At 64.4% G+C, this 12,040-nt stretch carries 12 protein-coding genes; 5 read left to right on the top strand and 7 right to left on the bottom strand.

The genetic code is table 11. The features are described from left to right. Positions 1–56: 56 nt before the first annotated feature. The 3 genes from bioD to bioB all read right to left on the bottom strand — a co-directional run bounded on the left by bioD (position 57) and on the right by bioB (position 3,121). Positions 57–761 carry a dethiobiotin synthase gene (gene bioD, locus ACJO2E_RS12080; protein ID WP_406964124.1) on the bottom strand — a complete coding sequence of 235 codons (705 nt, stop codon included), beginning with the start codon at positions 759–761 and terminating at the stop codon, positions 57–59. A 123-nt stretch (positions 762–884) separates the two neighbouring features. Then, complete coding sequence (gene bioF, locus ACJO2E_RS12075) at positions 885–2,066, bottom strand: 8-amino-7-oxononanoate synthase (protein ID WP_406964123.1); 1,182 nt, start codon at positions 2,064–2,066, stop codon at positions 885–887. After that, positions 2,066–3,121: a biotin synthase BioB gene (gene bioB / locus ACJO2E_RS12070; protein WP_406964122.1), complete on the bottom strand. Its 1,056-nt coding sequence runs from the start codon at positions 3,119–3,121 to the stop codon at positions 2,066–2,068. The genes bioF and bioB overlap by 1 nt, the downstream gene beginning before the upstream one ends. A gap of 49 nt (positions 3,122–3,170) precedes the next feature. Here bioB and ACJO2E_RS12065 point away from each other — a divergent pair, with 49 nt between their 5' ends. Continuing rightward, complete coding sequence (locus tag ACJO2E_RS12065; protein WP_406964121.1) at positions 3,171–4,016, top strand: ComFC family protein; 846 nt, start codon at positions 3,171–3,173, stop codon at positions 4,014–4,016. On the opposite strand, the gene ACJO2E_RS12060 is transcribed toward ACJO2E_RS12065, so the two are convergent. Beyond that, complete coding sequence (locus tag ACJO2E_RS12060; RefSeq protein WP_406964120.1) at positions 3,957–5,060, bottom strand: NAD(P)/FAD-dependent oxidoreductase; 1,104 nt, start codon at positions 5,058–5,060, stop codon at positions 3,957–3,959. The two genes, ACJO2E_RS12065 and ACJO2E_RS12060, sit on opposite strands and share 60 nt — an antisense overlap. Before the next feature lie 81 nt (positions 5,061–5,141). Between ACJO2E_RS12060 and ACJO2E_RS12055 the strand changes: the two genes are divergently transcribed. The 4 genes from ACJO2E_RS12055 to cmoB are packed head-to-tail and all read left to right on the top strand — an operon-like array spanning position 5,142 to position 8,318. Continuing rightward, on the top strand, positions 5,142–6,161 hold the full coding sequence (locus ACJO2E_RS12055) for a serine/threonine protein kinase (RefSeq protein WP_406964119.1): 1,020 nt from the start codon (positions 5,142–5,144) through the stop codon (positions 6,159–6,161). Positions 6,162–6,195: 34 nt separating this feature from the next. Then, a complete protein-coding gene (locus ACJO2E_RS12050) occupies positions 6,196–6,528 on the top strand; it encodes a PA3694 family proteiin (RefSeq protein ID WP_406964118.1) in 333 nt (110 codons plus the stop codon). 10 nt (positions 6,529–6,538) lie between these two features. Next, positions 6,539–7,303, top strand: a complete 765-nt coding sequence (cmoA, locus tag ACJO2E_RS12045; RefSeq protein ID WP_406964117.1) for a carboxy-S-adenosyl-L-methionine synthase CmoA — start codon at positions 6,539–6,541, stop codon at positions 7,301–7,303. 13 nt (positions 7,304–7,316) lie between these two features. Continuing rightward, complete coding sequence (cmoB, locus tag ACJO2E_RS12040) at positions 7,317–8,318, top strand: tRNA 5-methoxyuridine(34)/uridine 5-oxyacetic acid(34) synthase CmoB (protein ID WP_406964142.1); 1,002 nt, start codon at positions 7,317–7,319, stop codon at positions 8,316–8,318. 109 nt (positions 8,319–8,427) lie between these two features. Here the strand turns inward: cmoB and ACJO2E_RS12035 are convergent, their stop codons facing one another. From ACJO2E_RS12035 to hflC, 3 genes are all read right to left on the bottom strand, one after another. Further along, positions 8,428–9,723: an adenylosuccinate synthase gene (locus ACJO2E_RS12035; RefSeq protein ID WP_406964116.1), complete on the bottom strand. Its 1,296-nt coding sequence runs from the start codon at positions 9,721–9,723 to the stop codon at positions 8,428–8,430. A gap of 83 nt (positions 9,724–9,806) precedes the next feature. Next, on the bottom strand, positions 9,807–10,994 hold the full coding sequence (locus ACJO2E_RS12030; protein WP_406964115.1) for an ATP phosphoribosyltransferase regulatory subunit: 1,188 nt from the start codon (positions 10,992–10,994) through the stop codon (positions 9,807–9,809). 165 nt (positions 10,995–11,159) lie between these two features. Next, positions 11,160–12,038, bottom strand: coding sequence for a protease modulator HflC (gene hflC, locus ACJO2E_RS12025; protein ID WP_406964114.1), 879 nt, complete (start codon positions 12,036–12,038; stop codon positions 11,160–11,162). Positions 12,039–12,040 lie beyond the last annotated feature (2 nt).

The raw sequence follows: 12,040 nt of genomic DNA, 5'->3' as shown, positions 1-12,040 counted from the left end.
AAGGGCACCCCACCGCTTGCTCTCCGACTACGTGCGTACCTCCAAAAAGAGATACATCAAATCGGAGAAGCCCTTCCCAGCAACGGCTCAATATCCAGCTCCCCCGCCAGCGCATTGATATCCGCCGTCGGAGACCATGGCAGTACACCAAGACACGGCGCCCCCATATGTCCCTTCAGGAAATCCAGGGTTTCTTCCTCGCAGCTCATGACCGTTTCCTCGGGGCGATTGGCGACCCAGCCGGCGACGGTCAGGCCGTCGTGGCGGATGGCTTCGACGGTAAGCAGGGCATGATTGATGCAACCCAGGCGCAGGGGGACGACGACGATGACGCCCAGGCCCAATTCATTGGGGACCCGGGCATAGGTTTCCCGGTCGTTGAGGGGGACCCGCCAGCCGCCGGCGCCTTCGATGAGCATCAGGTCGGCGGGTTTCATCATCAGGCCCCGGGCCAGGCCCACCAGTCGTTGGGCGGAGAGTGTCCGGCCGGCCTGGATGGCGGCGACGTGGGGGGCGATGGCCGGTTCCAGGGCGATGGGGTTGACCTGCTCGTAGGGCAGCACTTCGGTCATGTGTTCCATCAGCAGCAGGGCGTCTTCGTTCTTCAGGCCGTCCGGTGTCTGTTCGCAGCCGGAGGCCACGGGTTTCATGGCCACGGTGCGCAGGGACAGGTCGGCGGCTTTCTGCAGGATGGCGGCCGATACAACGCTCTTGCCGACTTCGGTATCGGTGCCGGTGACAAAGTAGGTTCGTCTGGCCAAGATTCGGTCCTCCCGGTGGATTGTCGTTGCGCCTGGCTCAGGAGTGGGGCAGGCGCAACGCAGGAAAGGGTTTCATGATTATCGCAAATGATGGCATGCCAGCGGTTGCCGGACTACAGGGCTTCAGGCATTGGCCAGGGCCCGGTCCACGACACCCTGGGGAGCGCATTCACGAAGGGCGGTCAGGAGCTGGTCCAGCTGTTCTTCGGTGTGGGATGCACTGAAGGTGACCCGCAGCCGCGATTCCCCCTGGGGGACGGTTGGCGGGCGTATGGCGGTAACCAGTAAGCCCCGCCTCTCCAGTTCACCGCTCAGGCGTACCGCTTCGTGGGGATCACCGATCATGATGGGCTGGATCGGGGTCGCCGAAGGCATCAGCTCATAGCCCATGATCGCCGCTTCGGAGCGGAAGCGGTTGATCAGCCGGGTCAGGTGCCCGCGCCGGTGTTCATCCTGTTCCACCAGGTCAACGCTGCGGCAGGAAGCGGTGGCCAGGGCCGGTGGCATGGCGGTGGTGTAGATGTAGGACCGGGCTTTCTGGACCAGGTAGTCCAGTAGCATGGGCGGGCCGGCGACGAAGGCGCCGCTGGTGCCGAAGGCCTTGCCCAGGGTGCCCACTACCAGGGGAACGTCCTCTTCCGACAGGCCAGCCTGCAGCACCGAGCCCCTGCCTTCGGGGCCGACACAGCCGAAGCCGTGGGCGTCGTCCACCACCAGCAGGGCGTCGTGGCGTCGGCACAGGGCCGCCAGTTCCCGCAGGGGGGCGATGTCGCCATCCATGCTGAATACGCCGTCGGTGACCACCAGCTTGTGGCCGTCGGTTTCCGCCAGTTGTTCGGCCAGGGTTTCGGTATCCGAGTGGGGGTAGATACGCACCCGGGCACCGCTGAGGCGACAGCCGTCGATAATGGAGGCGTGGTTGAGGGCGTCGGAGAAGATGGTATCGCCCTTCCCCGCCAGCGCGGTGATCACGCCGACGTTGGCCATGTAGCCGGTGGAGAAGAACAGTGCCCCGGAGCGTCGGGTAAAGGCCGCCAGCTTCTCCTCCAGGCGGTGGTGCTCACTGTGGTGACCGCAGATCAGGTGGGAGGCGGCGCCGCCCAGGCCATGTTTGTCGAGGCCGGCCCGGGTGGCGGCCACCAGCTCGGTGTGACTGGCCAGGCCCAGGTAGTCGTTGGAACAGAAGGCCAGTACCGGTTCACCGTCCGCCGTCAGCAGCGGCTGGTGGGGACCGGACATCTGGCGGCGGATGCGGTAGAGCCCGGCTTCCCGGCGCTGCTCCAGTTCGGCGGCGAAGTCTCGCATCAGGCGCTCTTGGCGGCGTCGTAGAACAGGTGACGGTTGCGTTCTTCCTCCAGGGCGTGAACCAGGGCTTCCTCGTGCTCTTCCTCGGAGTGCTTGACCGCACGCTCTTCCGGACGGATACCCAGGCGTTTGAACAGCTGACGGTCGTGGTCCGCTTCCGGGTTGGCGGTAGTCAGCAACTTTTCACCATAGAAGATGGAGTTGGCGCCAGCCATGAAGCACAGGGCCTGCATCTGGTCGTTCATATCCTCACGACCGGCGGACAGGCGTACGTGGGACTGGGGCATAAGGATGCGGGCCACGGCGATGGTGCGCACGAATTCGAAAGGATCCAGGTCTTCCACGTCTTCCATCGGGGTGCCGGCCACCTTGACCAGCATGTTGATGGGCACACTTTCCGGATGGTGCGGCAGGTTGGCCAGCTGCATCAGCAGCCCGGAGCGGTCATCGGCATCCTCACCCATTCCCATGATGCCACCACAGCAGACCTTCATGCCGGCCTTGCGTACCCGCTCCAGGGTGTCCAGACGGTCCTGGTAGGTGCGGGTGGTGATGATGTGATTGTAGTACTTCTCGGAGGTGTCCAGGTTGTGGTTGTAGTAGTCCAGCCCGGCGTCGGCCAGCTCGGTGGCCTGGTCGTCGTTGAGCATGCCCAGGGTCATGCAGGTTTCAAGGCCCAGGGATTTGACCTGGCGTACCATCTCGGTGACGTAGGGCATGTCCTTCTTGGTGGGACTGCGCCAGGCGGCCCCCATGCAGAAACGTGACGCCCCTTTCTCCCGGGCGGCCTTGGCTTCCGCGACCACCTTTTCGATTTCCAGCAACTTTTCCTTCTCCAGACCGGTGTTGTAGTGGCCGCTCTGGGGGCAGTACTTGCAGTCCTCGGGACAGGCGCCGGTCTTGATGGACAGCAGGGTGCTGACCTGGACCTCGTTGGGGTCGAAATGCTGCCGGTGGACACCCTGGGCCCTGAAGATCAGATCGTTGAAGGGGAGCGCGAACAGGTCGCTGATTTCCTGAAGGGACCAGTCGTGTCGGATGGCGGTAGCAGTCATGGGGTTATCCTGTTAACTTTTTAGCGAATCAGGTTTACGGATAAACCGCATGATAAAGCCCCTCGCCTCCCTGTCAACCGGATTTCGACATCTGGTTAACAAGATCACCGGACATCCCAGGTTTCCAGCCACCGGTGACAATCACCGGATACTGCCCGATCTTTGCGTCTCCTGCCTGGCGCCCCAGTCCTCGAACGGACTCTGCGGGGGCTGCCGTGAAGACCTGCCGGCCAACACCACCGCCTGCTTCCGGTGCGGCCTGCCCCTGGTGCTTGCGGCGCCGGGGCCCGGTCTGGTCTGCGGCGAGTGCCTCAAGCGTCCACCGGCCTTCGGGCGGGCCTTCATCCCCTGGCGCTACCAGTTCCCGGTCGACCGGATGATTGGCCGTTACAAGTACCGGGGCCAGCGGCAGTTCGCCCGTCCATTGCTGGCGGACTACGTGACGCAGGTGAAGGATATGCTGGCGGAGGAACCCGAGCGGCGGCCGCAGTTGCTGGTCGCCGCGCCCATGCACCGCAAACGCCAGCGCAGGCGCGGCTTCAACCAGGCGGCGGAAATCGCCGAGGCCATCAGCCTTGGCACCGGCATTCCCTGGACGGATGGCCTGTTGCAACGGGTCCGCGCCACCACCGCCCAGTCGGGGCTGGACCGGCGACAGCGGTTGTCGAACCTCAGGGGCGTGTTCGAGGTTACCGGGACGGTGCCCGGGCATGTGGCGGTGGTGGACGATGTGGTCACCACCGGCGCCACTGCCCGCACCCTGGCCTCGCTGCTGCGCCGGCATGGCGCCCGCACCGTGGAAGTCTGGGCCCTGGCCCGCACACCGGTGCAGCGATCAGGCCAGTCGTTCTCTCACATGGCGGGCGATAGCGAGGCTGGCGGTCAGCCCCGGTGATTCTATACCGAACAGGTGAACCAGTCCCGGAATACCATGATGGCCTTCGTCATCGATGCGAAAATCCGCGAACCCGCTGTCCGGGCCCGCCAGCTTGGGCCTGACCCCTGCGTAAGCCGGCTGCAGCCGTGCCGGATCCAGCCCCGGCCACCAGCGACGGACCGACGCCGCGAAGGCCTGGCGGCGCCCCGGATCAACGGTGTAGTCCGGCGCCGGCACCCACTCCACATCCGGTCCGAACCGGGCCTGCCCGGCCAGGTCCAGGGTCAGGTGGACACCCAGGCCACCGGGTTCGGGGACCGGATAGATCAGGGTGTTGAACGGGTGACGCCCGCTGTAGGAAAAGTAGACGCCCCGGGCAAAGTGCGCTTCCGGGCAGGCAGCCGCATCAAGGCCGGACCAGGAGCGGGCAAGGTGGACCGCCTCCAGGCCGGCGGCGTTCACCACCCGCCGGCACCGTACCTCGCAGGGCGACGCCCCGCCAACCGTCAGCCGGTGCATGGCATGATCGCTGTACGCAGCCTCCACGGGAGCCTGGCAGACCAGTTGCCCCCCGGCGGCTTCCAGTTCTCCGAGCAGCGACACCATCAGATCATGACTGCTGACTATGCCGGTACGGGGAGAGAACAGCCCGGCGGTGGCCTTCACCCCCGGCAATGCCCGCTCCAGCGACGCCCCTTCCGCCACCTGCAGCTCAACCCCGTTGTCCGTCGCGGCCCGGTGCACCTGCTCCAGCCGCTCGTGCTGGCCCTGATCGCTGGCAATGATCCACTTTCCCGTCTGTCGGTGGCCCACCGGAAAATGGCGGCAATAGTCGTAGAGCAGCTCCCTGCCCTGCAGGCACAGGCGCGCCTTGAGGGAATGCTTCGGGTAGTAGAGTCCGGCATGGATGACTTCGCTGTTCCTGGACGAGATGCCCTCGCCAAAGTGGCCGGCCCGTTCCAGTACGATCACCTGCTGGCCCGCCTGTGCCAGCTCACGGGCCACGGCCAGGCCCACCACGCCGGCGCCGATCACCACCGTATCGATTTCCAGGGTTTCCACCTCATTCCTCCGGGCTGATGAACTGTCGGCTCAGGAACCGGTATACTGTCTCTCTTATTCTAACAGCGCAACGGGAGCACCATGTCCTCGGACGACCAACCGGCCAGCACCAGCAGCCATCCCTATGACAATCTGAAACCGGATATCATCCTGGATGCGGTGGAAGACGAAGGTTTTCCCGTCAGCGGTCGACTGTTTGCCCTCAACAGCTATGAGAACCGGGTATACCAGGTGGGGCTGGACGACCAGCCGCCGGTGATCGTCAAGTTCTATCGGCCGGGACGCTGGACCGAGGACCAGATCCGCGAGGAACACGCTTTCACCCTGCAATTGGAGGACGCGGACGTGCCCGTGGTGGCACCCATGAGACTGCCCTCCGGCGACACCCTCGGTCGCGGCGGCGACTTCCTGTTTGCGGTCTTCCCCCAGCGGGGCGGACAGGCCCCCGACACCAGTACCCCGGATACCCTCTACCGCCTGGGCCAGTGGCTGGGCCAGCTTCACAATATTGGTGCCAGTAAACCCTTCCAGCACCGGCCGGCCATGTCGATCCTGCCCGCCATCACCAACTTCAGTGCCTATCTGACGGACAACGGCTGGGTTCCGGACGACCTGCGCCCGGCCTGGGACAGCCTGATTCCAGACCTGATCGACGCCTGTGCCCGGCTGGTGGATGAAGCCGGCGAACTCACCAGTATCCGCCTCCACGGCGACTGCCACGCCGGCAATATCCTGGTGCGCGAAGAGCAACTGCTGTTTGTGGACCTGGATGACTGTCGCAGCGGGCCGGCCATACAGGACCTGTGGCTGCTGCTGAACGGGGACGACCAGGAACGCGGCCTCCAGTTTGGCGAATTGCTGGAGGGCTACGAGATGTTCCGGGACTTCAACCGCCGGGAACGCTACCTGATCGAACCCCTGCGCTGCTACCGGCAACTGTCCCACTGCGCCTGGCTGGCCCAGCGCTGGGACGACCCGGCCTTCCCCCGCTTCTTCCCCTGGTTTGCCCAGCCCCGGTTCTGGTCTGACCAGGTGCTGTCGCTGCGGGAACAGCTCGCGGCCCTGCAGGGGCCGGTGCTGACCATTCCCGGCCAGTATTAACCCCGCCTGACACACATTCGCATTCGGAGACACCATGAGCCAACGCGAGGCCTCCTTTAGCATCCGCAGCCTGATTGCCACTGCCGTGGTCAGCATTATCGCCACGGTCGTGGTGCTGGAAATGAGTGGCAGGATCAGCCACAGCGACAACAAGGACCATGTGCCGGTGGGCGAGTTCGAGGCCATCCACATCACGCCGGACCAGCCCTTCCGCATGTCCTCCAGATCGTCGGAACTGCACGCCACCTGCCAGAATGGCTATCTGGCCATTGCCGCCGACGCGGACCCCGGGTACCAGGGCATCCTGGTGGACTACAAGAACCGGGGCATACGCTGCCACCCGACTGCCATACAGGCTCAGGAGTGACGGAAACATCATGACAGAAGATCGCAACAGAACGGCCAAACCGGCCCAGGCGCTGGACACCCTGTACGCCGCCGACCAGCCCCGGCAGGACTTCCGCTTCGATGCCTCAGTGGCCCGGGTCTTCCCGGACATGATCCGGCGCTCCGTGCCCGGCTACACCACGATCATCCCGATGATCGAGGTCATCACCGAGCAGTACGTACAGCCTGGCTCCCACTGCTATGACCTGGGCTGCTCCCTGGGCGCTTCGACCCTGGCCATGCGCCATGGCATGCGGGAATCCGGCTGCACCCTGGTGGGGGTGGACAATTCCGGTGCCATGATCGAGCGCTGCGAACATTACATCGCCCTGGACGATCATCCCCAGCCGGTGGTGTTACGTTGCGAGGATATCCTGGACACGCCGATCAAGGATGCGTCGGTGACCACCCTGAACTTCACCCTGCAGTTCGTGGATCCGAACCGGCGCCTGGAGCTGCTGACCCGCATCGCCGAGGCCACGCGCCCGGGGGGCGTACTGATCCTGTCGGAAAAAATCCGTTTCGAGGACCACGCCGAACAGGACACCCAGACCCGGCTGCACCATGAATTCAAGCGGGCCAATGGCTACTCAGACCTGGAGATCAGCCAGAAGCGTTCCGCCCTGGAGCAGGTGCTGATTCCCGAAACCCTGGCGGAACACCGGGCCAGGCTGGAACAGGCTGGCTTCCGGAACATCATGGTCTGGTACCAGTGCTTTAATTTTGTATCCATGCTGGCGTTCAAGCCGGCCTGATTGAGGAGTGAGTATTACCATGGCGGAGTTCGACTGGCAGGCCACCTGGTCAGACATGCTGCTACGCCTGGAGAAGGAAGGCTGGCAGGACTGGGCCGATGCCATCCGCACCCAGCTTTACCGCCGCTTTGTGGAGAACCCCCACGGCGACCTGCCGCGCTGGCAGGATGCCCTTGCCCACCTGCCCGACCGACAGGATTCAATGGTCTATGGCGACCGCAGCGAGGTGACGGTGGATAGCCTGGTTCCCCTGTCGTCCCCGGAAGCGGAGCTGATGGAGAAGGGGCTGCGAGGGCTGATGCCCTGGCGTAAGGGACCGTTCCGTTTCTTCGGCACCCACATCGACACCGAGTGGCGCTCCGACTGGAAATGGGACCGGGTGGCGCCCGCCCTGTCGGACCTGTCCGGTCGCCGCGTTCTGGATGTGGGCTGCGGTTCCGGCTACCACCTCTGGCGCATGTTCGGGGCCGGCGCGGCGGAGGTGATCGGCATTGACCCGGGCCTGTTGTTCCTGTTCCAGTTCCTGGCGGTCAAGCGATACCAGCCCACGGCCCCGGTGGACCTGCTGCCCCTGCGCATCGAGGACCTGCCCCGTCCCCTGGAATACTTCGACACCACTTTCTCCATGGGAGTGCTCTACCATCGACGCTCCCCCATCGACCACCTGCTGGAGCTGAAGGACACCCTGCGCCCCGGCGGCGAGCTGGTGCTGGAAACCCTGGTGGTGGAGGGCCCGGAAGGCTATACCTTGATGCCGGAGGATCGCTACGGACGCATGCGCAACGTCTGGTTCCTGCCCTCGTGCCCCACCCTGTTACGCTGGATGGCCAGGGCCGGCCTGGAGGGGGCCGAGGTGGTGGATGTCACGGTCACCACCACGATGGAGCAACGGCCCACGGACTGGATGCGGTTCCAGTCCCTGGAGCACTTCCTGGATCCCAATGACCACACCCTTACCATCGAGGGTTATCCCGGACCACAGCGGGCCACGGTGATCGCCCGCAAGCCCGGTTAGAGGAGTCTGCACGGTAGAAAGTCACACCGCTGCGACCGCCCCACAACGAAAAAGCCCCTGAAGCGATCACCGCGTCAGGGGCTTTTTCATCATGGCTTCCGGACCGGGATTATGCCCCGAACGGATGACGCATGGTAATGGTCTCCACCCGGTCCGGACCGGTGGAAATAATATCGATGGGCGCCTCGATCTGCTCCTCCAGGAAGCGGATATAGGCACGGGCGTTGGCCGGAAGCTGGTCCATACTGGTCAGCCCGACGGTGCTCTCGCTCCAGCCCGGCAGTTCCTCGTAAACCGGCTCGATCAGACCGTATTCCTCACAGTTGATCGGCGGGCGACTCATCTCGCCATCCGGCGTCTTGTAGCCCACACAGACCTTGACCGTCTCCATGCCATCCAGCACATCCAGCTTGGTCAGGCAGATACCGGACACACTGTTGATCTGGATGGCGTGGCGCAGGGCCACGGCGTCAAACCAGCCACAGCGGCGTGAGCGACCGGTGGTGGTGCCGATCTCGTTGCCCTTCACCGCCAGGTGCTGGCCCAGGTCGTCGAACAGTTCCGTCGGGAAGGGACCGGAACCCACCCTGGTGGTATAGGCCTTGGTGATGCCCAGCACATAGTCCAGGAACAGGGGGCCGAAACCGGAGCCGGTGGCGGTACCGCCCGCGGTGGTATTGGAGGAGGTGACGTAGGGGTAGGTTCCCAGGTCGATATCCAGCAGGGAGCCCTGGGCGCCCTCGAACAGGATGTTCTCACCGCGCTTGCGGTAGTCGTGCAGCAGGTCGGTGACGTCTGCGGCCATGGGCAGGATCTCGTCGCCCATTTGCTTCAGGGTGGCCAGGGCCTGGTCCACGTCCTCGGGCTCTTCCCCGAAGTATTCGGTGAGCACGAAGTTATGGTAGTGCATGATCTCCCGCAGCTTTTCCTCGAAAGCCCGGGGATTGTGGAGGTCCCCCAGGCGCAGGCCACGACGGGACACCTTGTCCTCGTAGGCGGGGCCGATACCACGACCGGTGGTGCCGATCTTGTCATTGCCCCGGGCCCGCTCACGGGCCTGGTCAATGCGGATGTGGGTGGGCAGGATCAGCGGGCAGGCGTAACTGATGCGCAGCCGGTCACGGACCGCAACTCCGCTGTCCTCAAGCTGGCGTACCTCCTTGAGCAGGGCATCCGGGGACAGCACCACGCCATTACCGATCAGGCACTGGACATGCTTTCGCAGGATACCGGAGGGGATCAGGTGCAGCGCGGTTTTCTTGCCCTCGATCACCAGGGTGTGGCCCGCGTTGTGGCCACCCTGGAAACGGACCACAGCCGCCACCTGGTCGGTGAGCAGGTCGACGATTTTTCCTTTGCCTTCATCACCCCATTGGGTGCCCAGCACTACGACGTTCTTTCCCATGACAATCTCTCATACCGTCCGGCCAGGGACCGGTCACTGTCAGAATGAATGCGGGTGCATCCGAACACGGGCCACGCCCGGCGTCAGTATGCGCCCAGTTGTTCCACCACCCACTGCCCGTCGTGCTGCACCAGTACCCGATCACAGCCCCGTTCCGCCGGATCGGCACCGGCATCCTCGGGCAGTGCGCGCACCACGGTTTCCGTCATCCGCAAGCCGGCAATGGTGGCGTCCAGCGCGGGATCGGCGTCCGCCGGGGCCCAGATCGCCGAACGGGAGCGACCGGCACGGCGCCCCAGCGTCACCAGCGCCCTGACATCCAGGCTGAAGCCGGTGGCAGGCCGGGCACGGCCAAAATCCTGGCCGATGGCATCGTAACGGCCACCCTTGCCTACTGCATCGCCGTGACCGGGCACATAGACCGCAAACACCAGGCCGGTGTGATAGTTGTAGCCGCGTAACTCGCAGAAATCGAAACCCAGGCTCAGATCAGGGTGGGTTTCCATCAGATGATCCGCTACCCGCTGCAACTGGTCCAGTGCCTGTAGTACGTTGTCCGGCGCACCGGCCAGGGCCTCCCGGGCACGCCCCAGGGCATCACGACCGCCACTGACCCGAGCCAGCACCCTCAGCAGGGCGCCGGGGGAATCCGGCGGGCAGTCACCCAGAAGCTGGTCCAGCTCCGGTACCGACTTGCGGGCCATGGCGTCGAAAATGGCCGCCTCGGTCTCGTCGTTGAACGCCGCCGCCTCAATCAGTGACTGGTAAATGGCCACATGGGCCAGATCCAGGTGCACCTCGCCAATGCCCGCCACCCTCAGGGTTTCCAGCATCAGGCGGATCACCTCCAGGTCGGCCTCCTCCGAGGCACTGCCGAACAGCTCGCAACCAGCCTGGATGGGCGTACGCCCGGTCAGCATATGCTGTGGACGGGCATGGAGCACATGGCCTGCGTAACAGAGCCGGGTGATGCCTTCCTGGTGCAGGGTATGGGCATCGATGCGGGCGGCCTGGGGCGTCATGTCGGCCCGGACCCCCATCATGCGACCGGTGAGCTGGTCGGTGAGCTTGAAGGTCTGCAGGGCCAGGTCATGGCCGGTGCCGGTAAACAGGGACTCCAGGTATTCGATCAGCGGCGGGATCACCAACTGGTACCCCCAGCGTTGGCAGGTATCCATGATGTCCCGGCGCAGGGATTCGATCTGGCCGGCCAGGGGCGGCAGGATGTCCTCGACGCCGTCGGGGAGCAGCCAGCGGTCAGAAACCGTCATATCCTGTTTACCTTCTGCTGAATTCAGTTGGGGCGGGGAGCCCGGGGCGGCACCAAACTTTACCCAAAACCCGGCGGATTCTACACCTTTGACGGTCGCAAAAAAACCGGACCGCTCCGCCAGCTGACGGAGGGGCCCGGTTTTCGGGTCAAACCACCCCAGGTATTACTCGGTTGCCGGGCTGGCCTCCTTGAAATACCGCAGGAACTCGTTGTTGCTGTCGATCACCATAATGTCGTCCTTGCCGGAGAAGGTCTTCTGGTAGGCCTCCAGGCTACGGTACAACTGGTAGAACTCGGGGTTTCGGCCATAGGCACCCGCATAGATACGGGCGGCCTCGCCATCCCCTTCACCGCGGGTTTCCTCGGCGGTGGCAAAAGCCTCCGCCAGGACCACCGTGCGCTGGCGATCGGCGTCGGCGCGGATACCTTCGGCCAGCTCACGCCCCCGGGAACGGAACTCCTGGGCCAGCTTCTCACGTTCGGTGGCCATGCGGCGGTAGACGTTCTGGCTGACCGATTCGGGCAGTTCGATGGCCTTCACCCGGATGTCCAGCACCTCGATACCGAACGCTTCCATGACCCGCTCATTGACCCGGCCCCGCAAGGTTTCCATCAGCTCATCGCGCTGGCCGGAGACCACCTCATGCATGGTACGGACACCGAACTCGTCCCGCAGGCCATTGTCGATACGGGACAGCAGCAGTGACTGGGCACGCAACTCGTCGCCACCGGTGGACCGGTAGTACTCGTCCACGTCACGGATACGCCAGGCCACGTAGGAATCCACATCCAGCGGTTTCTTCTCGATGGTCAGGTACTGCTTGGCGGGCAGGTCCGTGGTCAGCACCCGGATATCAAACTGCCGCACCTGATCCACCACCGGGACCTTGAAGTGCAGCCCCGCCGGCACATCGGTCTCGATCAGCTCACCAAAGCGCAGCACCACACCCCGGTGGGTTTCCGGGATGATGAACACACTGGACAGGACCAGCAGGATAACGACCAGGGCCCCTGCAAGGCCCGCTATGCTTTTAGGCCCCATGA

It is taken from the genome of Marinobacter shunpengi, assembly GCF_045449695.1.
Taxonomy (GTDB): Bacteria; Pseudomonadota; Gammaproteobacteria; order Pseudomonadales; family Oleiphilaceae; genus Marinobacter.
The sequence above is the reverse complement of the archived record's forward strand: the minus strand, read 5'-3'. Positions and strand labels throughout refer to the sequence as shown.